This is a genomic window from Vibrio palustris (assembly GCF_024346995.1).
Classification (GTDB): domain Bacteria; phylum Pseudomonadota; class Gammaproteobacteria; order Enterobacterales; family Vibrionaceae; genus Vibrio; species Vibrio palustris.
The window spans coordinates 1,675,779-1,696,847 of the sequence record NZ_AP024887.1 but is presented as its reverse complement, the minus strand read 5'-3'; the positions used below and the strand labels follow the sequence as shown (position 1 = coordinate 1,696,847).

The window sequence follows — 21,069 nt, the reverse complement described above, 5'->3', positions numbered from 1 at the left end:
GTATGATATGTCATATTTCATACATATAGTATGCATCTTTACGGAAAACTGGAATATTTGTATAAATCGTATTTCAAAGCTACCTTAATAGGTGAAGTATGAAAGTACCCTATAAAAATAAAAATATCTCTTTAGAGAAAGAACATAGTGAGGTTACAGATATGTACAAAGCTGATGTTCGACTACAAGCCGACACTGCCACACAACTAGCTCCAGAAACCGTTCAGGGCCAAATTATCATGCTGGTGGATGACGATCCAATTTTTCGTCATTTGACTCGAGCTTTTTTAGTTTCCTATGGCTATGAAGTCGTTGAAGCCGAGAATGGCTTGGAAGGGCTACGCCTGCTTTCTGAGCGTTGCCCAGACTTAATACTGTGTGATTTGTCGATGCCAGTATTAAATGGAATGGAGTTTGTTGAAGAAGTGAGTTTAGAGTACCCATCTCTACCGCTTATCATCATTTCTGCGACCGACGATATGTCGCAAGTAGCGAAAGCGCTGCGATTTGGGATCAAAGATTTTCTGCCAAAACCGATTCGTGATCATGAGCATTTACGTGGTGCGATTGAAAATACCTTAGCGGATAATAGGGACACTCAAGCTGATCAACGAGATTTTTCTAGTCAATGGTACCGTGTTGACGATGAAACAACGTTAGCAGAAGAGCGTGATTTGTATTGGCATCTAGAGTACTTGCATAAGCATCCTAATGCGGCCAGAGAGTTGTTACAGGCTTTATTACCTGACAACGAGTCAGCACAAGGTGCATGGCAATGCAGTTACCGACTATTACAATCGACAGAAAATATGCCGTTGGTGTTTGACTATTCCTGGTTGATCAATGGGCAAATGATGTTTTATATCGTGGATTCTAGTAGCGATCCGGATGACGGTGTTGGTACCACTTTACTGGTTCGCGCGTTGTTTTATGATTACCTCAGAAATACACGTAATTTGAGTGTCGATCTTAAAGACTTTGCAGATATTGTGGAGAGGGGAATTAAATGCACAGAACATACTGCGCCAGTCTCTGCCATGTTTGGTTTAGTGAATTTTAATGATGGTACTCTATCCATCCTTCCTGCTGGTTTATCGTGTCGATGGTCTAATACTATCAAGCAGGTGAGTGTGTCTGGGGATGTACAGCTTGGTAGTAACTGTTTGAAGAACTTTATGGTGACTGAATTGCAGTTAAAAACGGCATGTAAACTTACCCTTAGTGAAGTGGGTAGCAGTAACTTTGTGTTTGATATTTATATGAAAGAAAAAATTTAAGATAAGGGTTACGCAGTGACGGCGTGGTTAAGGTGTATCGTTTAACTAGCGCCATCGTTAATATCGAATGTTAAACAATGTTGAGCTTATGCTTTTTCGATAGAAAGTGCGTTAAAAGTAACCAAACGAATACATGTGTTTATTTTTATTCTAAGTTTATGTTTTATAGTTTATATTACCTATTTTTCGGTGTTTTTTTCGGCGTTTTTTTACGTGAAAAGATGATTTTCAGATGGTTTATTCAGCGCCTCCCTCACGAGATTGTTGCTATGCGTAGCGAAAATCACTAGCATTAACGGGAAGTGTGCCCACTCTTCGAGTGGGCGTTTGTATTTTTGGCGCCTGTAAATCGTTAAGATGAATGGCCACTAACCGTAATTAACATTGCTTTTGTAACCTGAGAGCATTGTGTCAAACGAAGTTAATTAAATTATGACAACCGAAACTCTTTCACTGATCAAATCAAGTATCAAAAGCGTCGCAGATTACCCTAAGCCAGGGATTTTATTTCGTGATGTAATGAGCTTGTTAGAAGATGCCAAAGCCTATCAGGCGACTATTCAACTGTTTGTTGAGAAATATGAGTCGATGGGTTTTACTAAGGTAGTCGGCACAGAAGCTCGTGGTTTCCTATTTGGGGCACCGCTAGCGTTGGAATTAGGTGTGGGTTTTGTGCCTGTACGTAAGCCGGGCAAACTACCTCGTGAGACAAGGGCACAGTCTTACGAACTAGAGTACGGTACGGATACCTTAGAAATTCATGTTGATGCAATTCAACCGGGTGACAAAGTGCTTGTGGTTGACGATTTGCTTGCAACAGGCGGTACGATTGAAGCGACAACAAAACTCATCCGCGATCTTGGCGGTATTGTTGAGCATGCTGCATTCGTTATTAATTTGCCTGAAATTGGTGGTGATAAACGTCTGGAAAGTTTAGGGCTGAACGTTTACAGTCTGTGTGAATTTGACGGTCACTAAACACCAAAAACGGAAGTATTCATGAGTTATCTTGCTCTCGCGCGTAAATGGCGACCAACGCAGTTTAATGAGGTTGTGGGCCAAGCTCACGTATTAACTGCGTTAGAGAACGCTTTGACACAGAACCGACTCCATCACGCCTATTTATTTAGTGGTACACGTGGAGTCGGGAAAACAACCATTGCTCGTTTGTTAGCAAAAGGGTTGAATTGCGAACATGGTATTACAGCCACACCTTGTGGCCAGTGTGATGCTTGTCGTGAGATTGATGAAGGGCGATTCGTCGATTTGTTGGAAATCGATGCCGCGTCTCGCACCAAAGTCGAAGATACGCGTGAGTTGCTCGATAACGTGCAATACAAGCCAGCAAGAGGACGTTTCAAGGTTTATTTGATAGATGAAGTGCATATGCTGTCTAGGCACAGCTTTAATGCGCTCTTAAAAACCTTGGAAGAGCCTCCTGAATATGTGAAGTTTTTACTCGCGACAACCGATCCACAAAAACTCCCAGTGACAGTATTGTCGCGCTGCTTGCAATTTAACCTCAAGCCGATTGGGGTTGAGCAGATTCAAGCGCAATTGGGGAGTGTCTTACAGCAAGAAAATATCCTCAGTGACGATAAAGCATTATCTCTAATTGCGCATGCCGCTGACGGCAGTATGCGTGATGCATTGAGTTTAACCGATCAGGCAATTGCTCTAGGTAATGGCAGTGTAGAAGGTAGTTTGGTGTCTCATATGTTGGGAACATTGGATACCGACCAGGCATTGCATCTTTTGCAGTCTGTGGCAAGTAAAACGCCGCAAGGCATCATGAGCGGGTTGCAAGCACTCGCTGAAAATGGTGTCGAGTGGGATGGTTTGCTACAACAACTGGCAACTCAATTGCATCGCGTTGCTATGTATCAAGCGCTACCAGCAACGTTAGATGAACAGTCCCCTGATGCTGAGAAGGTGATGCAGCTTGCGAATGTCCTGACCCCACAGGATGTACAGCTGTACTACCAGATCGCTTTAAAAGGGCGTGATGACTTGGCATTAGCACCGACAGCACGCGTCGGTATGGAAATGATTTTATTGCGCATGTTGGCGTTTCGTCCCGCTAAGCAGACCGCCATAGAATCCGTTGTTGCGCCAGTCTCGCCGGCGCCAGAACCAGCAGGTTCACCTGTATCGCCAGTGGCAAGCCCTGAGGCAGAATCGGTTACATCACCATCTCACACTATGCCAACACAAGCCGTGTCAGCACAAGCTTCGATGGGAAGCGCTCACTCTGCGCCAACGAGTAACGTCCAGAATGCTAGACCGATAACACAACCGGCGTCTACCGAGCAAGCGACAACATCACAAACACAATCGGAAGTATCACCACAAGCGCCTGAGCCTGCTGCATCCGCACCTGCATCGAGCCTAGGTGGGCTGCGTCATCAGTTACGCTCCAAACGTCAAGGTACGGCATCTACGCAAGATGGTGGTCGCGTAAAAAAGACGGTAGCGGCATCTAAATCTAAAGAGTCGGTATTGGATCGCGTATCACAACGCGCCCAACCAACCGCCGATACTCAATGGATGTCGCCTAATGAGACACCTGATAATTCGTCTACAGCTGTTGAGAATGAACGTGATTATCAATGGAAACCAAGTCAACCCGTTGTACCGACTGTTAAGTCTGATGTTACTCCAACGAAGCTGAAAAAAGCGCTAGAGCATGAAAAAACGCGGGAAATGAGTTATAAGCTTACACAAGAAGCCGCCGCCCTTAATGAGTGGGCAGCCTTAATTCAACGTTTGACTGTGCCTAAGTTAGTTGAGCAACTGGCTTTGAATTCTGTTTTTCATCAGCAAGCGGAACATATTGAATTAACGTTGCGGCCTAGTCATGCTCATTTGAATACTGAAAAAGCCCGTGATGAACTATTAACTGCATTAAACATTGCGTTAGGGCAGACATGCCAGCTTACAGTTTTGGTCGGCGAACACGGTGAAACTCCATTAGAATTACGTGAGAGTTTGTATCAAAATAAACTTTCACAAGCCATGCAAAGCTTATCTTCTGATCCTAATGTACAATTTATCCAGCGCCGCTTTAATGCGACACTTGATGAAGATAGCGTAAGGCCTATTTGAACGATATGGGGTTGAATAGTAATAAAATCATCCCCATTTAATGTTGAACTAATCAAGACTAACCAGAGAGAATGACAATGTTTGGTGGAAAAGGCGGTATGGGCAACCTCATGAAGCAAGCCCAACAAATGCAAGATCGCATGCAACAAATGCAAGAAGAAGTAGCGAATATGGAAGTGACGGGTGAGTCCGGTGCTGGTCTAGTTAAAGTGACCATTACCGGTAGCCATAATGTCCGCCGTGTCGATATCGATCAAAGCTTGATGGAAGACGATAAAGAAATGCTAGAAGATTTGATTGCCGCTGCATTTAACGATGCTGCGCGTCGAATTGAGGAAACGCAAAAAGAGAAAATGGATTCTGTGACTGGCGGTATGCAATTACCACCAGGTATGAAAATGCCATTTTAATCGAATAAGAAGGTAAATAATGCGAACCAGTCCTATGCTGGAGCATTTGATGGAGGCCTTACGTTGTCTGCCGGGAGTCGGTCCTAAGTCAGCTCAACGTATGGCCTTTCATTTGTTACAGCGCGATAGAAAAGGTGGCTTACAGTTAGCCGATGCGCTTAACAAAGCCATGGTTGAGATAGGCCATTGCAGCGAATGCCGAACTTTTACCGAAGATGACATTTGTCATATCTGTAACAACCATAAACGTGCAGAAAGTGGGCAGATTTGTGTGGTAGAAAGCCCTGCAGATATCGCAGCATTAGAAGCGACAGGGCAATTTTCTGGCCGCTACTTTGTACTGATGGGCCATCTTTCACCGCTCGATGGTATTGGCCCTAGTGATATTGGCCTAGATATTCTTGATTACCGCTTACAACGTGGTGATGTGCAAGAAGTGATCTTAGCAACTAATCCAACGGTTGAAGGCGAAGCTACCGCTCATTATATTAACGAGCTGTGCCGAGAGCATGAAGTGTCTGCTAGTCGTATTGCTCATGGTGTCCCGATGGGAGGTGAGTTGGAATTAGTCGATGGTACGACGCTTTCACACTCATTACTGGGTAGACTCAAATTATCGTAATAAAAAACCGCTTTTGAAGGCGGTTTTTTTTATTCCCACCATATATTATGGCACTGACGCATACACCGCTAAGTGACTATCTCTAATTCGGTAATAATCGCGATGGCCTGCGTGCTGGTTTGTCCGCATATCTCAATATCTGCTTGAAACTGACTACACACTGCAGGGCGTTCTGGCTTACCAAATAACTGGCATAAGTTATCTTGATTGAGCTGTATGCAGCGCACTCCCGCAGGCTTGCCATTTGGCATGCCCGGAATGGGAGAGGAAATGCTCGGGGCAATACAACATGCGCCGCAGCCTAAACGACATTCCATGACGATACCTATTCTTGCGTAATAAATTTAAGGAGCGGCATCCTAGCAGAAACACTTCAGCACGCCTAGTCTTGGATGCCGAATGAACGACACTTGTTATTGTTTATAAGCGAGTGAGCAGTGGTTGCACTTTATGAGTAAGCTAGGTATAAAGGGCGCCCATTTACCCACAGTATGAGTGCGAGATTCACAATGACAACACCTTTTTGGCAAGCTAAATCCCTAGAACAAATGTCCGAACAGGAATGGGAGTCTTTATGTGATGGTTGTGGAAAATGTTGCCTACATAAACTGATGGATGATGATACCGACGAAGTGTATTACACCAATGTGGGCTGTAGTCTATTAGATAATGATACCTGTAGCTGCAAAGATTACGAAAACCGCTTTGATTCTGGTGAAGCTTGTCTAAAACTGACCCGTGATAAAATTAATGAATTTAATTGGTTACCTGATACCTGCGCTTATCGTTTATTGGCGGAAAAAAAACCGCTGCCAGAATGGCACCCACTGATCACGGGCTCAAAAACACGCATGCATACTGCAGGGCAAAGCGTACGCGACCAGTTTGTTTATGAAATTAATGTGATTGATTGGGAAGACCACATTATTAATCACCCAGGGCGAGAGTAATCTAAAGATTGACAACGAATAGACATTTTGTGCATTCCAAGTCTATGGGGTTAGCCTGTAATAATGACGTTGTACGCAACTAGGCTTATGAGTCTAGTTGTATCAAGTGCTTAATTAATAAGTGTATTGTTGTATTTGTGTACTGATTAAAATTGTAATGTATTAAACAACATGAGTGAAACTGCGATTATTTTGGTCTATTATAAGATATCTGTTCCATATTGATGAAATTTTGCATTAGTGTTTCAATGTTGAGACTGATGAGTGACAGAGCGTAAAACGCGTATAATTTAGCTTTGCATCGAAAACAAATCAGGTACTATAACCTGCATGAAACATCACAGTTAGTTGACGATTTATTAACACAGACTGATGGAATTGGTTGTCGCCGCGAATGAGTAGCTATACTCTGTAAGGTTAGCCAATGATAACCAGTTATGTTAGCTGATTGCCGATTTTCGTTACTCGCCGATTTTAAGGCAAGTTTTATAATTACTCTATTTTACGAAATCATTTTATTTTAAGGATTACACCATGTTTAATAAATTATGTGCAAAAGCTTACGCAACGACTGCTTCTTACGTTCACTCTTTTTCTGCTGATAAACGCGGTGTGACGGCAATTGAATACGCAATTATTGGTGTAGCAATCTCTGCAATAATTTTTGCTATGTTCAATGGCAAGTTATCTACAGCATTGGACGGTGCAATGAAGACTATTTCAGACAATATTGATAGCGCTTCAAAAATTAAGTAGTAACGTATTAATGTTACCTATCTTGGGGGGGGGCTTTTATATGCTGCCCCTTATTCTTATCAAAGTTCTGTATACAGATATTCGGTATAGAGAAATAAGAAATATTGATGTATTACTTATATTACTAAGTATCTTAATGGTTCGCTATGCGCACATTAGTCACTTACCTTATAAGATAACTTTACTTGTTTTATTTATTGGTATTGTGTTGTGGCATTGTGGCTTTTGCGGTGCTGGTGACATAAAGTTAATAACGGTCTTAACATTAGGGGTGGATGAGCAATGGTTCTTACTTTGCCTTGTTAGCACGCTGTTGTTAGGAGGTGTGTTAGCGATAGCGCTTTGCTTATGGGGACGTTTATCTTCTAATGGCGCACCCTATACTAAAGGCGTTCCTTATGGGGTACCTATTGTTGTTAGCTTTGGCTTCGGTATTGTGTTAACCCTGCTACCCAGTTAATTGTTTATTAACGATATTGTGGTTATCTATGAATATAAAATTAGTCAGTTTATTTGCCGTATTAGCCATCGCGATTGGTGTCTATGGTATTACTCATCAACAGCAGCATAAAGAAACTAAGCCTGCCGTCGCTAAGCAAGAAAAGCGTTTTACTGTATATCTCGCTAAAACGGATCTTTCACCCAAGCAAGCCGTAACACGTTCAGATGTGTATATTGAGCAGTGGCCAGAAGCCAAAGCCAATCAATACGGTCTAGATAGTAACCTTTCTATTGATTTCTCCCAGAATCCGATTGCACGTAAAACTATTCAAAAAAATCAATTAGTGTATCGCAGTTCCATGATTTATGAGAGCGACCCCGAGTACGTTGATTATATCGTTGATGCTGGCATGATTGCTTTTCCAGTGGATATCAATTCAGATTCGATTGTCGGTGGTGTCATTCATAGTGACTCTAAAGTCGACATTCTAGCATTGGCATCAACTCGACAAAACCTCGCTAATGGTGAGACGGTCAATAGCTTCCGAGGTGTTTCTTTAACCCCCGTACTACGCAACGTACGAGTTCTGAAATTAACCAAGCATATGGTTAAAAATAAAGATGGTAAGGTCGATGGCGAAAAAACCTCGCTTGTGCTTGAGCTAAACCCAAAGCAAGTGGCGACATTAACCATTGCTAAGCGCATCGCTCAATTAGAAGTGCATCAATCAGTAAAAAATGCTACAGCGAAAGAGCTTTCTGCTGATGCTGGCGATGTACTAGATTCATACCACGCAATCACTGAGTTTCGCGCAGGCAGCGCGACCGTTAAATAGGATAGAATGAATGAAACCTGTGCGCTCTTTTATAGGAAATGGGATGACGAGGATATTAGCACTCACAATATTCCTGGGTATGAGCTCCTCAGTTTTTGCTGCTGGTGTGATGAATATCAGTAATGGTGAAGCTAATTCTCTTGTTGCGAAAGATGCAATAAGTTCCGTCTTTATTGCCAACCCAGCTATAGCGGATTACCAAGTGATTGGTAAACGTAAAGTGGTGGTCTTTGGTAAAAAGGTCGGCAACACCTCACTGATTGTGTTTGATGGTGATGGTAATGCACTCATTAATAACACAGTGGTTGTCAATGAAAGTTTATTAGCAATTAAACAGCAAGTTGCCATGCGTTATCCACATCTCGATATTTCTATCTACAATTTGGGCAAACAAATTGTGCTGAGCGGTGTGGTTGCCAGTGAAGAGCAAAAGCAAGGTATCGAATCGCTTATTGGCGAGTTGATGGAAAAAACATCGACTGAAAAAACGGTTAAGGTTCCTTCCGATTCGAATGGTAGTTCTGGATCTGGTACAGGTTCAAATTCATCATCTACAGGTTCAAACTCGGATAGTGATGAACAAAGCTTAGACTTAGGTAAGCAGTATCAAGGTATTGTTAATAATCTTGAAGTGGCAGTGACAAAGCAGGTTAATGTAAAACTTACCGTTGCTGAAGTGTCCCAGTCATTTGCTGAGAACTTAGGCATTCAAATCAACTCAGCGGGCCAGAGCAATGGTATTTTTGTTAATAGTATTACTCATTTTAGCGCCAGTGATATTGTCTCAGTTATTAACGCCGTTGCGGATAATACTGTTGGACAAGTTTTAGCAGAGCCAAATATTTCTGTTATCTCGGGCGGTAATGCGAGCTTCCTGGTGGGGGGGGAGTTACCTGTAGTGACAACCAGCAATAATGGTAGCAGCGTTTCTTATAAAGAATATGGCATTCGTTTAAATTTAGCCGCAAATGTGTTGCGTGATAATAAAATTAAGCTCGCTATTAATCCTGAAGTAAGCTCATTAGATTCTCAGTTTAAAAATAATACTTATGATGTTCCTGCGCTGAAAACCCGTAAAGCGAAGACCACAGTTGAGCTTGGCGATGGGCAAAGCTTTATCCTTGGCGGTTTATTAAGTAATGAAGAAACCGAGTCACTATCCAAAATTCCTTATATTGGTGATATTCCAATTTTAGGTGCGTTATTTCGTTATACTCAGACCGAGCGTAAAAAAACCGAACTTGTGATTGTCGCGACAGTCAGTTTGGTGAAGCCGATTGAAACCAACCAAGTGACATTACCTGCGTTTGAGCGTACTACCAACTTGCAACGCTTCTTTGCTTTGGATGATAAAACCGATAGTACTTATACTGCGCGTGAGTGGTTATCAAATGGAGGGTTTATCCAATGAGTATCAAAGTGATTCGCTCTCTTTCTATATTAACCACGCTACTTTTAGTGGGTTGTAGCCATGTGCATGATCGTACTGGCACACAGGTCAATTTGTATCCAGTAGACACAGCTTTAGCTTTGCAAGTAAACAGTACTCGCAACGCGATAAAAACCGTCGCGGCGTTTATTGATAACCATAAACAGCAAGTGTTATCGCAAAACATTCAGATGCACTATCAAGGCCATGCGGCTAAACAAGTTATGCAAGCGGCAAAACGCCAATTACTTGCTATGGGCGTGGATCACACGATGTTAACGATCACGGCTAGCAACAAAAAGCAGTCTTTTTCTATTAATTTATCAGAGTACAAAGTAAAAATTAATGACTGCCGTTATGTCAATTATAACTCATTAAGCCAGTTCGATGGCGACTTTGGGTGTAATGTAGAAAAAAACCGTTGGATGTCGATGACACATCCCGAACGATCTGCTTCTATTACTGAGTCTGGAAAATAGCCTTATGCTCGATCTTGTTGATATTCTGAAAACGGGTAAACCGACAGAGAAAGAATCGGAGAGTATTACCTCCGCTTTGTTTTACCAAACTCAACAGTGCCGCCAATTGGTGATTGAATCTTACCGTTTTGAAGGGATTAGCGAACCGGTTGTCGCGCCAAATACCGATGACGATATTTCTGAATATGTTCGTTTACAGACAGTAGAGATTGTCATTATCGAGCTAAATGACAGTCAGAATGTCGCCGAGGACGCTAAGCGTATTAGCCACTTGTTGCCAAGCCATGCGTCAGTGGTGGTGATTGGGAGTGAAGATGCGATATCGACGATTCGTAACCTGAAAGAATTGGGCTTTTATTACCTGTTTTGGCCAATTACCAAGCAAGAGCTGATCGATTTTGTGCGCAGTGTTCATGATAACCGCCAGCGTAATCGTGGTCCTGGTCAAAATCGTCGCGCTAAGCAGGTGTCAGTCATTGGCACAAAAGGTGGCGTAGGAGCAACGGCAATTACTGCCGAGTTATCGTATTTATTGTCAGAACAAAAGCATGCCTCTTGTATCATCGTTGATCACAATTATAACAGTGGCAATATCGATATTATGCTGGGTATTAAGCAGTTTGAAAAACGTGAAGTGCAAAGTGGTAGCTTCACGGATACGTTAGATTTAGCCAGTGCTAAAAGTCTACTCCATAAGCAAAGTGATTTACTGTCACTATTAGCACTAACTGCGCCGAATTTAACTCAAAGCGAAACCACGGAATATCATCGATTTGTGGTCGATATCATGGCGTCGGAATGTAACTTTATTATTGAAGATATGTCGGCATCTTCTGGTGTGGTGTTTGAAAAAAATCAACCTTGGCTAAAAAGTGACTGTGTCATCTTGGTTGTGTCACCAACGGTTTCTTCCCTACGTGACGCTGGTCGTATTAAGCTATCAGTTGAAAATTTGCCGCCATCAGAAAGACCAAGATTATTAATTGTCGCTAACTATATTTTACCGGAGAAATATGCCACCGTCTCACAAGCCGAGATGGAACAATTTCTTAAGCATAAAGTGGATGTTGTCATTCCTTTCATTAGTAATTTTGGTAACGTCATTCTCGGTGGTAAGCGTTTAGCGAATAATCGTCATAAATCATCGGCTGCGATTAAATCATTAGCATCTTTAGTCGTAGGGGAAGAGTCTAAATCGTCGACATCCCTATTTAAAACCTTATTTAAAAAGGCGTAATGCATGCTTGGGACCAAACAGCTCTACATTCGACTCCGTAAGCAAATTTTTGATGCGTTAGATCCGGCTGCAATTGCGAATATTACTCGCAGCCAGCTTGCTAGTCAGATTGAAAATGCGATTGATATGTTGATTGATAACGAGAATGCGTCGGTATCATCAGTGGTGCGCAAGGAGTTTGTCTCAAGTTTAACGGATGAATTGATTGGGTTAGGGCCACTACAACGCTTAATGGATGATGAATCGATTACCGATATTATGGTCAATGGTCCCGATTCGGTGTATATCGAGCGTAATGGTTTAATGGAAACCGCGCCAATCAGTTTTATTGATGAAGCTCAGCTGCTTGCCATAGCGAAACGTATCGCCGGACGAGTAGGACGGCGCGTCGATGAAGCATCGCCGACCTGTGATGCGCGCTTAGAAGATGGCAGTCGGGTGAATATCGTCATCCCGCCTATTGCCATCGACGGTACGTCTATTTCGATCCGTAAATTTAAAAAACAAAGCATTGATTTGGGCAAACTGTGCGAATTTGGCGCCATGAGTCCAGAAATGGCGCAGTTATTGATGGTGGCTTCTCGCTGCCGTTTGAATATTCTCATCTCTGGTGGTACTGGCTCTGGTAAAACCACCATGCTCAATGCGTTATCGCAATTTATATCGGAGAAAGAGCGCATCATTACCATAGAAGATGCGGCCGAATTGAAGATGCAACAACCTCATGTGGTGCGTTTAGAAACACGTACCGCGGGTATTGAAAACACTGGTTTAATTAATCAGCGTGATTTGGTGATTAACTCACTGCGGATGCGTCCGGATCGTATTATCGTCGGTGAGTGTCGAGGTCCGGAAGCCTTTGAAATGCTCCAAGCGATGAATACCGGCCATGATGGCTCTATGTCGACCTTACACGCCAATACTCCACGTGATGCTATGGCGCGCGTGGAATCTATGGTCATGATGGCAAACAACAATCTACCATTGGAAGCGATTCGTCGAACGATTGTTAGTGCGGTTGATCTCGTTATTCAAATTTCACGTTTACATGATGGTAGCCGTAAAGTAATGAGTATCACTGAGGTGATTGGTTTGGAAGGTAATAATGTTGTTATGGAAGAAATTTTCCGTTTTCAACCAAACTATCAACAAGCTGAAGATAATAAAATTCGTGGTAATTTTGTTACAGCGGGATTAATGCAGCGTTCTGTCTTGGTAGAAAAAGCCAAATTCTTTGGATTAGAAGATAAGCTGATGTCCGCTTTTCGTGCTGGAGAAGCCTCACAATGATCTACTTACTCATTATAGTATTAGGTATTATTGCTCTGATTTATATCGCGTTTTCTAATCGCTCATCAAAAAAGAAGCGTATAAGTTATTTGCAAGAATTTAATAATACTGAGTATGTCGGTACGATGTCGACCTCTGAGCAAGCGATCAATCTTTCTTCGTTACTCGACCGGAGTTTTTTAGAAGATATTGCGTTGCGATGGGAAAACTTTAAAAAGCAGATGGGGAAACAAGCAGAGATAAAGATTGTGATAGTGATGCTCGTGTTATTTGTGGCGGCGATCTTTTTCAATCGAACTTTTCTCCGTGCCTCACCGTTATTAGTAACACCGATATTTATGTTTCTCGGTGCTGTTATGTTTTATCGTTGGATGCAAAATCGTGAACGTAAACTATTTGAATCCCAATTTCCAGATGCTCTGAATATGATGACCAGTGCGGTTTCATCTGGTGAAAGTGTTATGCATGCCATTTTGTATGTGGGCGATAAGTTAGATGGCGACATTGGTAAAGAGTTTAATATTATGGGGCGGCGCTTACAGTTAGGTGAAATGCCGGATGAAGTGTTTCGTAAATCCTGTCGTCGTTATCCCTACCCATCATTTTACTTTTTTGTTATTACGTTGCGAGCCAATATGCAGCGCGGTGGGCAGTTAAAGGATGTTATGCATCGTTTAAACCGAACTATGTTCAATGCACGTTCTATTGAAAAGAAAAAGTTTGCGCTTACCTCAGAAGCACGAACGTCGGCGAAAATCGTTGCAGCGATACCTTTTATATTTTTATTCGTATTGCAGTTTTTAAGTCCCGAGAACTATGAGTTTGTTATGACAAATGATAGTGGCCGTAACATTTTATATTACGTGATTATAAGTGAAGCGATTGGTATCGGAATCGTGTGGATGCTTATGAAAAGTGTTAAGTAAGTGGGAATGAATATGAATGTTTTCGTTATTATCTCATTAGTACTGATTATTTTAGGTGTTATTGCTTTAATTTATTCCTTCTCACATTTAAGTCGACAAAAGAAGTTAGCTCAATTTAATCTCAACATGCAAAAAAACAGTCGTTTTGATGTATCTAAAGCGGCAAGTTTTTTAAATGGCGTTTTTTCTTCTGATAAAGAAGATATAGAAGGTAAATTTGTTGCAGCTGGTTTTTATGAAGCGACGTATGCCAAGTACTTTGTCGCGATTAAATATACTGTGCTTTGTGTCGGCGCGGGGGTTATTTTTGCTCTGCATATTTGGTTAGGGATTGATAAAAATACTTTTATTATTCTTGAAGCGTTATATTTGGTGGCAGTATTAATTGGTCCTGACGCGTACTTAGCATCGCGTGCAAAATCACTTCAGCGGTCCATATCACAAAAGCTTCCATATATGCTTGATTTAATGGCGGTGTGTGTACAAACCGGTATGACAATTGAAGCGGCTATTAGCTACCTTGCAGCAGAGTTTGGGGCGTTTGATAAAGATCTAAGCCATTTACTGCGTAAGGTGGATAAGCGAGCACGCATTGTCGGACTAGAGCAGGCATTGCAAGAGCTATATAACCGTGTGCCGACGGATGAAGTTCGTAGCTTTGTGATGACGTTGAACCAAAGCTTGCAATATGGCTCATCCATTTACAGTGTATTAACTACATTATCAGCTGATATTCGAGAAGTTCAGTTATTGCATGTTGAAGAGAAAATCGGTCAGTTATCGGCTAAAATGTCGATTCCTTTGATTGTGTTTATTATGGTACCAATTGTAATATTAATTGCAGCGCCAGGTGTTATGAGGATGATGCAAAATGCCAGTTTCTAAATATGTAGTTTATGGATTGTTAATGCTTGCCATGTCTGGCTGTGCGCAGCAAAATAAGCAAAAATTTTCTGATACCACTAACGAAAAAATTCTTGAAAGCAGTGGCAGTTATAGCCAATTAATTGAGTTGTATAAAAAACAGTTGGTGAAGAAAGAATCGTTAAAAACTCGCATAAAGTTAATTAAGACGTACGAGAAGGTGGGCGACTATTCTTCAGCAATATTTTATTTACAACCACTATTAAAAACTCAGCCGAAAGAATTTGCGATCCAACGCCTAGCCGGCAGGGCGTATTTAAATACCCAAGAATATAAGCAAGCTGAGTATTACTTGTCTTTGGCACATCGTAACCACCCGACAGATGCCAAAGTAATGAATTTACTTGGTGTGATGGCTGGCTATCAAGGTGATTTAGTTCAAGCGCAGTTATGGTTTTCGAAGGCACGTAGCTCGATGGGGAACGACCACACCATCAAAAATAATTTAGCTTTAATCGCGTTACTACAAAAAGACTACGGCACGGCGCGGAGCTTATTAGAATCATTAATCAACGATGAAACCAATAAAAATAAGCAGACAGTGACAGCGAACCTCGCGCTGGTGTATGCGAAACAAGGTGATCAAGCTGCATTTTTAACACTCACCAAACAATTAGATGAAAATAAACAAAGCTTGTTATACAAACAATTACGAGCATTAAAACTAGTGAATTTGCAGCAACTATCGGTGAGCCAAAATGATCAAGCGCTTCAACATAAATAAAATGCAGCCTTTGAATTTCGCTAGGAAAATCAAGCAACGCGGTGTGGCGTCGATAGAATTTGCCATTGGTTTTATCTTTTTTTGGTTGATGTGTGTCGCGTGGGTGGAAATGAGTTATTTGTCATTTGTTTCTTCAATTGGTGATTTAGCGATTTCTCAAGCCGCGTTACATAGTAAACGTATCGAAAATGACACTGATTTCTTGAACGATTTTAGAACAGTATTAAGTCGTAGTGATAGCTTATGGCGCTACGTAGTGGATGCTCAAGACTTCACATATAGTATTCACTATGTGTCTAATTTTAAAGCGTTATCTCTACTATCTCAAATAGAAGAACAATGTAAACCTATAACCGAATCCGCAACAGACGACGAGAAAAAACTACACAAGGAAATGTGCGCTAAACCACAAAGTTCGGCCATTGCGATTTACCATATTAGCTATAACGCTCCGCCTATTTTTAATTATTTTACTAATAGCGATACATTATTCGCTCGTGAAGCGATCGTCATACAGGAATATCAGCGTAGTGACTTTAAAATCAACTAATCAAAGCGGTAACTTTACGATTGAATTCGCAATAGTGGGCATATTTTTTGGTTTGCTACTGGTATTCAGTGCGGATTTGATTATTAAGATTAATATGAAAGGCACCCTAGAGCGTTTGTCTTATTCAATGGCAAGTGTGGTAAAAGAGAGAACACAACTCTTTAATACGAATAGTAAAAATGATTCGGCCAATTATAAACTTACGTCAGATCAAGCGATAGACGCCTATAGCATTACGGTAAATTCGCTAAAACGTACCTTAGGCAGTTTTAATGAGAATAAATTTGGATTTGATATTCAAGTCTTTCAGCGGTCAGATTATGGTCTTGGAAATATTATACCATTAGACCATTGGAATAGTTTTGATGAAAAGAAAATTGGTATTGCTTGTAACGGTGGTGAGCCGAAGAAAGACCTAATTTTTCAAACGTCTTGGGGGCGTTCTGCAACCCTGTATCAAGTTACCTTGTGTTACGACACAATGAATTGGTTCGGCGGTTTGGTTGGGAAGGATTTTTCCCGGGTGTCAGTTCGTTCGATTTCGGTAGGGCGCTAATTATGACTAGGTATCAACGCCAGCAAGGCCATGCGGCGATTTTATTTGCTCTAATGATTCCTTTATTGTTTGGGGTATTCATTTTAGGTACCGATGGTGCGCGCGCCTTACAAGACAAAGCTCGCTTAGAAGAAGCATCGGAAGTAGCTGCTTTAGCGATTGCGGGGCAAAGTGGTGGTAGTGAACAAGCTCGAAATAAGTTAGCAACTGATTATATTCAGTATTACTTCCCTAACGCTAAAGTAGATGGCTTAAAAACAGCAGTAATTGCCTGTGAAAATAATTCTAGCTGTAAACAAGGAGGTAGTGCTTCTGAGCGATTTTTTGAATATCAAGTGGCAGCGCATATCCAAGAACCCAATTGGTTTTCGAAGGCTAGTATTGAAACCAGTTTTGGCGATAATTTAAATGTTGGTGGGTATTCCTCTGCGCGTAAGTATCAGTCCAAAACGGTCGATGTAGTATTAGTTGCCGATTTTTCATCTTCAATGGAAAACTCGACAGGTGATAGTAATAATCCTAAATATGTCGACTTAAAAAATGTCATTGGCGGTGTTTCTGATATTCTAAGCGAATATAATGAAAAACTCACTGATAAATCAACACAAAGTAAGATCGCCTTTGTTGGTTTTAACCGGTTTGTCCCAGATGATGCAGAAGTTTCTAATGGAAATTATTACGCTGACCAATATACTTACATGTTTTGCTCCGGTAAGGCTAGATATAAGCACACTAATAACGATGGTTGGTGTTTTAACGATGCTCAAAGAATTGATTATGATAAAACCATAAATAATATTTTTTATCCAGAAAAATTTTCGCCAGTCTACGCTCATAAAAAGGTGACGTTCTATCCGGTTAATTTAACGTCTGATTTTAAAAAATTTAAAAATACAATAAAAAATTTCACTCCTGAGGGGACAACAGCATTTTATGGCGGATTGATTAAAGGCGCACAGATAGCTCATCAGGGCAAAAACTCTAGACGTCTAATTATTATTTTATCTGATGGCATGAACTCCAATAAAGAAGTGACACAGAGAATGATAAGTCATGGTTTATGTAATACTATTACGCAGAAATTAAATAACGATGTAACCCCTTCTAATGAAGCTATAACGTCTCGATTATTTGCGATAGGCGTTGGATATCGTTTGGTTAATAAGTATCCCGAAATGTCACAGTGCGTTGGCAAAAATAACGTATATGATGCAGATGATACTCAAGAAATAAAAAACAAAATACTCGAATTGATTGCAGAAGAAATGGGGCGTTTATCGCCATCAAACGAACAATAACAAGGATAACAACATGAAATTACCGCTTATTATCGCCTTGGTGGCAAGTAGTCTTTCTTTGAGTGCTACGGCGCAAGCAACCTCGATGTATGCGTATTTATGCCAGCGCCACAATAACGTTGAAGCCTACACTCTTAATACCGCCGATCATGGTAAAACGTTGGTCATGTATGCTGGTGATCGCGCTCAGACGCCCGCGATGGACTCGCAAGCGGATATCGCTTGGATTAAAGCGCATGTTAGCGCCGATCAACTGCCATCTGATTGTGTTAGTTATTTTCTTAGCCAAGGCTATTGGCAAAATACGCAGAACATTGCTCGTTTCCATTTTGAATTTGATAGCGCGAAAATGAGCGCCACTGATAAGCAAATTTTGTCCCGTTTAGTCACAGCGCTTGAATCAGTGCCGAAGGTTTCTATCGTCGGTCATACAGATTCAATGGGGTCAAAAGCTTATAATGCGCAACTAGGGGCTCAACGCGCAACAACGGTGTCAGCTCGTATCGCGAATAAAACACAAAACGTTGCCATGCTGACCAGCAGTAAGGGCCAAACACAGCCTATAGCAGCGAATAATACCAGTTATGGTAGAAAGCTAAATCGCCGAGTTGAAATTATCTTAAATGATAATGCCACTAACTAGCGATTAAGCCGTGTTTATATGATAGTTAAAAAGCTGTTCATCATAATGAGCAGCTTTTTTGATTTTTACCATGTATACCACGGTCCAACTAAGGTACCTATTAAGCATTATTTTTGCTTGCCTAGCGTGTTTATGCGTATCAAGTGAGTAAAAAGAGTGACCTCACGACATGTAAATCTTGAAATGTACTATACTTCGTTCATAAGTTTTTTGACGTTATAAGTATAAAATACGTTGATTAATAAGATGTAATTAAGAGCGCTGCACAGGTGATAGGCAATTGATGATTAACTTTATAAAAGAGTTGAAGGTTAGCGAAAAGAAAAGACTCGTTATTCTTTCCTTTTTATTTATATTACTGTCGATCGCGTTCGTTAGATTCGTCACGCAGGAGGTCTATGAGCGCATTTCTGATGATAAGAAACGCGATCTAGAATCACAAGTCTCCTTGGTGCGAGCGAATATGGAAGCGGCGATCTACATGGATACGTATCTGGCAGACAGTCTAGCGATGATTGTTACTATTAACCCAGAGTTTGCCCTAAAAGAGTGGCATTCTATTTCTGAAAAAGTGATTACTAAAGCCCAGTATGTTCGTAATATGGGGATAGCGCCCAATGATATCATCAGTAACACGTATCCTTTGAAAGGCAATGAACGAGCGATAGGGCTAAACTTTCGTGAGCTTCCTGAGCAATATGAAACGGTTCTTAAAGCGAAAGAGAGCGGACGAGTTTATATTACTGAGCCAGTCGCGTTAGTTCAAGGAGGTAAAGCAATCATCGCGCGCTATCCAATATTTACAGATTATCCTTTGAATCAAAATTACTGGGGCGGGGTGAGTGTTGTCATTAATTATGAGAAGATGCTGGAAGCGGTCGGAATTCAAAAAATTAGTAATGCCTATGTCACGTTAAGCAAAGGTAATTCGATTTTATATGGTGACGGGTTTCTTGACCAGCCAGATATTAAATTACCTATTCATTTACCGAGTTCCAAGTGGCAATTAGAAGCAAAACTAAATTTCTCTAATAATCCAGATGTTAGCCGCTATACCACAGCCGCTTGCTTGATTTCAGTTTTGATATGTATTCTTGTTTATATAGTGTTATTACTCTTAATCAGAAGTTATTTTTTTGCTCGTCGGCATGCGCTTCAGGATGAATTGACCCATATATCAAATCGTAGGCATGCTATTCAGTATTTACGTAATACTTTAAATAGCCGTGCTAATAAGCCATTTTCTTTATTTAGCATCGACTTAAATGGCTTTAAGCTGGTTAATGACACGTATGGCCACAATATTGGGGATGAATATTTAAAATTTGTTGCACAAAGTTTGTTGGGCTTAACGCGTGAAACAGATTTGGTCGCGAGAATTGGCGGTGATGAGTTTATTGTCGTGTTGCTTGATGTACATAAGCCGGGTCAAGTTGAGGTTGTGTTAGATAAAATTGATCACCATTTCAAAAAACACCTGTTTAAATCCAATGATATTACGTTACAAGTCTCAGTGGCGGTGGGTGTTGCCGTATCCAATGATAAAAAAGCGACGTTGGATGATTTGCTCGCTCAAGCCGATGAGAAAATGTATAAAGATAAATATGATAAGAAGAACAAAATGCAATAGGGGCAGAGCATGGTATCTACAGGTTGCAATTTATCGTTATAGGCAGCCAACGTTATACGCTACCATGTGAGTCTTAATTTCCTCTGATAAGAAGTATGGAAATCGGATGTTTAGTGAATGCTATATTTTTTGACGATTTTTTCAAATTGCCCGTTGCGCTTAATTTCGTCTAGACCTTTATTAAAAATATCTAAGTAACGCTTCGCGTTTGGGTTAGTCTGGCCAATCGCAATATGTAAAGGATAGGTAGATAACGGTGTCGAGCTGAATGCAAAATTCGTCAGGGATAATTCTGACTTTTGCATTGTGTACTGTGCGACAATTTTATCTGCTAATGCTAAATCAATCCGATGTGATCTGAGCTGTTTTAAGTTTACCAGTAAACTATAGCCATCGATTTTTTCAAAATTAGTCGCAGTTAAAAAAGTATTGTCGTAGCCGTAGCCTTTGATGATACCAACTTTTTTACCCGTTAGACTTTCAAGACCTGAATATTCATACGGGTCGTTATGCCGCTTAATAAAGACTACTTCGTTATCAAGAAAGCTATGGCTATATGAAAATTGCTTGGCTCGCTTTTCGGTAAACCAAATTGCAGGAATGATATCAATCCGATTTTTCTGGACTGATTTTAGTGCCCTTAACCAAGGCAGCGTTTCAAACTGTAACTCATACCCTTGGTTTCTGTAGGCGGCGGTAACAATCTCTACGGCAATACCTGGTTGTTTAGCATTACCATTAATAAAAGGAGGCCATGTACCTTGAGCTGCGGTGATTACCTCAGCGGTTGCAAACGGTGTTAAAACTAACCAACTAGCAAGAATACAGCATACATACTTCATTAACATGCTCCGAGTATATTAATGGTTTATGTTGGAGGTGGTGTTATCACCATATAAATTCATTTCGATGATCTATGAGTAATATAGACAATAACAATTAATCACTTTTCTACGATTTATAGATATAAAGTTTAGTACAGACTG

The 21,069-nt window shown here is 40.9% G+C and carries 23 protein-coding genes; 21 read left to right on the top strand and 2 right to left on the bottom strand.

Going from position 1 to position 21,069, the window contains the following annotated elements; translation table 11 throughout:
- Window positions 1-161: 161 nt before the first annotated feature.
- From OCU30_RS08025 to recR, 5 genes are all read left to right on the top strand, one after another.
- A complete protein-coding gene (locus tag OCU30_RS08025; protein WP_077313634.1) occupies window positions 162-1,277 on the top strand; it encodes a response regulator in 1,116 nt (371 codons plus the stop codon).
- Window positions 1,278-1,709: 432 nt separating this feature from the next.
- Window positions 1,710-2,255, top strand: a complete 546-nt coding sequence (apt, locus tag OCU30_RS08020; protein WP_077312384.1) for an adenine phosphoribosyltransferase — start codon at window positions 1,710-1,712, stop codon at window positions 2,253-2,255.
- A 21-nt stretch (window positions 2,256-2,276) separates the two neighbouring features.
- Complete coding sequence (dnaX, locus tag OCU30_RS08015; protein ID WP_077312386.1) at window positions 2,277-4,382, top strand: DNA polymerase III subunit gamma/tau; 2,106 nt, start codon at window positions 2,277-2,279, stop codon at window positions 4,380-4,382.
- A gap of 77 nt (window positions 4,383-4,459) precedes the next feature.
- On the top strand, window positions 4,460-4,792 hold the full coding sequence (locus OCU30_RS08010; protein WP_077312388.1) for a YbaB/EbfC family nucleoid-associated protein: 333 nt from the start codon (window positions 4,460-4,462) through the stop codon (window positions 4,790-4,792).
- 19 nt (window positions 4,793-4,811) lie between these two features.
- On the top strand, window positions 4,812-5,414 hold the full coding sequence (recR, locus tag OCU30_RS08005) for a recombination mediator RecR (RefSeq protein ID WP_077312390.1): 603 nt from the start codon (window positions 4,812-4,814) through the stop codon (window positions 5,412-5,414).
- A 68-nt stretch (window positions 5,415-5,482) separates the two neighbouring features.
- Here the strand turns inward: recR and OCU30_RS08000 are convergent, their stop codons facing one another.
- The gene (locus OCU30_RS08000) at window positions 5,483-5,731 is read right to left on the bottom strand and encodes a YkgJ family cysteine cluster protein (RefSeq protein ID WP_077312392.1); all 249 of its coding nucleotides are present in this window, start codon (window positions 5,729-5,731) and stop codon (window positions 5,483-5,485) included.
- Between the two features lie 192 nt (window positions 5,732-5,923).
- Between OCU30_RS08000 and OCU30_RS07995 the strand changes: the two genes are divergently transcribed.
- The 16 genes from OCU30_RS07995 (at window position 5,924) to OCU30_RS07920 (ending at window position 20,083) form a co-directional block, all read left to right on the top strand.
- A complete protein-coding gene (locus OCU30_RS07995) occupies window positions 5,924-6,364 on the top strand; it encodes a YcgN family cysteine cluster protein (RefSeq protein WP_077312394.1) in 441 nt (146 codons plus the stop codon).
- Window positions 6,365-6,898: 534 nt separating this feature from the next.
- Window positions 6,899-7,120, top strand: a complete 222-nt coding sequence (locus tag OCU30_RS07990; protein ID WP_077312396.1) for a Flp family type IVb pilin — start codon at window positions 6,899-6,901, stop codon at window positions 7,118-7,120.
- Window positions 7,121-7,160: 40 nt separating this feature from the next.
- Window positions 7,161-7,580, top strand: a complete 420-nt coding sequence (locus OCU30_RS07985; RefSeq protein WP_159439095.1) for a prepilin peptidase — start codon at window positions 7,161-7,163, stop codon at window positions 7,578-7,580.
- 28 nt (window positions 7,581-7,608) lie between these two features.
- A complete protein-coding gene (cpaB, locus tag OCU30_RS07980; RefSeq protein WP_077312400.1) occupies window positions 7,609-8,397 on the top strand; it encodes a Flp pilus assembly protein CpaB in 789 nt (262 codons plus the stop codon).
- A gap of 43 nt (window positions 8,398-8,440) precedes the next feature.
- Window positions 8,441-9,808: a type II and III secretion system protein family protein gene (locus OCU30_RS07975; protein WP_235861816.1), complete on the top strand. Its 1,368-nt coding sequence runs from the start codon at window positions 8,441-8,443 to the stop codon at window positions 9,806-9,808.
- The gene (locus OCU30_RS07970) at window positions 9,805-10,305 is read left to right on the top strand and encodes a hypothetical protein (RefSeq protein ID WP_077312404.1); all 501 of its coding nucleotides are present in this window, start codon (window positions 9,805-9,807) and stop codon (window positions 10,303-10,305) included. The genes OCU30_RS07975 and OCU30_RS07970 overlap by 4 nt, the downstream gene beginning before the upstream one ends.
- 4 nt (window positions 10,306-10,309) lie before the next feature.
- Window positions 10,310-11,542, top strand: a complete 1,233-nt coding sequence (locus tag OCU30_RS07965) for a CpaE/TadZ family protein (RefSeq protein WP_077312406.1) — start codon at window positions 10,310-10,312, stop codon at window positions 11,540-11,542.
- Between the two features lie 3 nt (window positions 11,543-11,545).
- Window positions 11,546-12,832: a TadA family conjugal transfer-associated ATPase gene (locus tag OCU30_RS07960; RefSeq protein ID WP_077312408.1), complete on the top strand. Its 1,287-nt coding sequence runs from the start codon at window positions 11,546-11,548 to the stop codon at window positions 12,830-12,832.
- Window positions 12,829-13,758, top strand: a complete 930-nt coding sequence (locus tag OCU30_RS07955; protein ID WP_077312410.1) for a type II secretion system F family protein — start codon at window positions 12,829-12,831, stop codon at window positions 13,756-13,758. The genes OCU30_RS07960 and OCU30_RS07955 overlap by 4 nt, the downstream gene beginning before the upstream one ends.
- Window positions 13,759-13,764: 6 nt before the next feature.
- A complete protein-coding gene (locus OCU30_RS07950; protein ID WP_095532892.1) occupies window positions 13,765-14,643 on the top strand; it encodes a type II secretion system F family protein in 879 nt (292 codons plus the stop codon).
- Window positions 14,630-15,406: a tetratricopeptide repeat protein gene (locus OCU30_RS07945; protein WP_139343470.1), complete on the top strand. Its 777-nt coding sequence runs from the start codon at window positions 14,630-14,632 to the stop codon at window positions 15,404-15,406. The genes OCU30_RS07950 and OCU30_RS07945 overlap by 14 nt, the downstream gene beginning before the upstream one ends.
- Window positions 15,381-15,956, top strand: coding sequence for a TadE/TadG family type IV pilus assembly protein (locus OCU30_RS07940; RefSeq protein ID WP_261821296.1), 576 nt, complete (start codon window positions 15,381-15,383; stop codon window positions 15,954-15,956). Before OCU30_RS07945 ends, OCU30_RS07940 begins: the two co-directional genes overlap by 26 nt.
- Window positions 15,937-16,512 (top strand): tight adherence pilus pseudopilin TadF, encoded by a 576-nt coding sequence (gene tadF / locus OCU30_RS07935; protein ID WP_077312418.1) that lies wholly within the window; start codon window positions 15,937-15,939, stop codon window positions 16,510-16,512. Before OCU30_RS07940 ends, tadF begins: the two co-directional genes overlap by 20 nt.
- A 2-nt stretch (window positions 16,513-16,514) precedes the next feature.
- Window positions 16,515-17,810 (top strand): pilus assembly protein, encoded by a 1,296-nt coding sequence (locus OCU30_RS07930; protein WP_077312420.1) that lies wholly within the window; start codon window positions 16,515-16,517, stop codon window positions 17,808-17,810.
- A 13-nt stretch (window positions 17,811-17,823) separates the two neighbouring features.
- Window positions 17,824-18,453, top strand: a complete 630-nt coding sequence (locus OCU30_RS07925; protein ID WP_077312422.1) for an OmpA family protein — start codon at window positions 17,824-17,826, stop codon at window positions 18,451-18,453.
- 283 nt (window positions 18,454-18,736) lie between these two features.
- Window positions 18,737-20,083 carry a diguanylate cyclase gene (locus OCU30_RS07920; RefSeq protein WP_077312424.1) on the top strand — a complete coding sequence of 449 codons (1,347 nt, stop codon included), beginning with the start codon at window positions 18,737-18,739 and terminating at the stop codon, window positions 20,081-20,083.
- Window positions 20,084-20,193: 110 nt separating this feature from the next.
- Here OCU30_RS07920 and OCU30_RS07915 read toward each other — a convergent pair whose 3' ends face one another.
- Window positions 20,194-20,925, bottom strand: coding sequence for a substrate-binding periplasmic protein (locus tag OCU30_RS07915; RefSeq protein ID WP_159439096.1), 732 nt, complete (start codon window positions 20,923-20,925; stop codon window positions 20,194-20,196).
- Between the last annotated feature and the right edge of the window lie 144 nt (window positions 20,926-21,069).

Excerpts from the sequence above, each read along its gene's own strand:
- cpaB (WP_077312400.1), top strand. The coding sequence starts at position 7,609 with ATGAATATAAAATTAGTCAGTTTATTTGCCGTATTAGCCATCGCGATT.
- OCU30_RS07925 (WP_077312422.1), top strand. The coding sequence starts at position 17,824 with ATGAAATTACCGCTTATTATCGCCTTGGTGGCAAGTAGTCTTTCTTTG.
- OCU30_RS07945 (WP_139343470.1), top strand. The coding sequence starts at position 14,630 with ATGCCAGTTTCTAAATATGTAGTTTATGGATTGTTAATGCTTGCCATG.
- recR (WP_077312390.1), top strand. The coding sequence starts at position 4,812 with ATGCGAACCAGTCCTATGCTGGAGCATTTGATGGAGGCCTTACGTTGT.
- OCU30_RS07930 (WP_077312420.1), top strand. The coding sequence starts at position 16,515 with ATGACTAGGTATCAACGCCAGCAAGGCCATGCGGCGATTTTATTTGCT.
- OCU30_RS07940 (WP_261821296.1), top strand. The coding sequence starts at position 15,381 with ATGATCAAGCGCTTCAACATAAATAAAATGCAGCCTTTGAATTTCGCT.
- dnaX (WP_077312386.1), top strand. The coding sequence starts at position 2,277 with ATGAGTTATCTTGCTCTCGCGCGTAAATGGCGACCAACGCAGTTTAAT.
- OCU30_RS07915 (WP_159439096.1), bottom strand. The coding sequence starts at position 20,925 with ATGAAGTATGTATGCTGTATTCTTGCTAGTTGGTTAGTTTTAACACCG.
- OCU30_RS07965 (WP_077312406.1), top strand. The coding sequence starts at position 10,310 with ATGCTCGATCTTGTTGATATTCTGAAAACGGGTAAACCGACAGAGAAA.
- OCU30_RS07990 (WP_077312396.1), top strand. The coding sequence starts at position 6,899 with ATGTTTAATAAATTATGTGCAAAAGCTTACGCAACGACTGCTTCTTAC.
- OCU30_RS07960 (WP_077312408.1), top strand. The coding sequence starts at position 11,546 with ATGCTTGGGACCAAACAGCTCTACATTCGACTCCGTAAGCAAATTTTT.
- OCU30_RS07955 (WP_077312410.1), top strand. The coding sequence starts at position 12,829 with ATGATCTACTTACTCATTATAGTATTAGGTATTATTGCTCTGATTTAT.
- OCU30_RS07975 (WP_235861816.1), top strand. The coding sequence starts at position 8,441 with ATGACGAGGATATTAGCACTCACAATATTCCTGGGTATGAGCTCCTCA.
- OCU30_RS08000 (WP_077312392.1), bottom strand. The coding sequence starts at position 5,731 with ATGGAATGTCGTTTAGGCTGCGGCGCATGTTGTATTGCCCCGAGCATT.
- OCU30_RS07950 (WP_095532892.1), top strand. The coding sequence starts at position 13,765 with ATGAATATGAATGTTTTCGTTATTATCTCATTAGTACTGATTATTTTA.
- OCU30_RS08010 (WP_077312388.1), top strand. The coding sequence starts at position 4,460 with ATGTTTGGTGGAAAAGGCGGTATGGGCAACCTCATGAAGCAAGCCCAA.
- OCU30_RS07985 (WP_159439095.1), top strand. The coding sequence starts at position 7,161 with ATGCTGCCCCTTATTCTTATCAAAGTTCTGTATACAGATATTCGGTAT.
- OCU30_RS07970 (WP_077312404.1), top strand. The coding sequence starts at position 9,805 with ATGAGTATCAAAGTGATTCGCTCTCTTTCTATATTAACCACGCTACTT.
- OCU30_RS07995 (WP_077312394.1), top strand. The coding sequence starts at position 5,924 with ATGACAACACCTTTTTGGCAAGCTAAATCCCTAGAACAAATGTCCGAA.
- apt (WP_077312384.1), top strand. The coding sequence starts at position 1,710 with ATGACAACCGAAACTCTTTCACTGATCAAATCAAGTATCAAAAGCGTC.
- OCU30_RS08025 (WP_077313634.1), top strand. The coding sequence starts at position 162 with ATGTACAAAGCTGATGTTCGACTACAAGCCGACACTGCCACACAACTA.
- OCU30_RS07920 (WP_077312424.1), top strand. The coding sequence starts at position 18,737 with ATGATTAACTTTATAAAAGAGTTGAAGGTTAGCGAAAAGAAAAGACTC.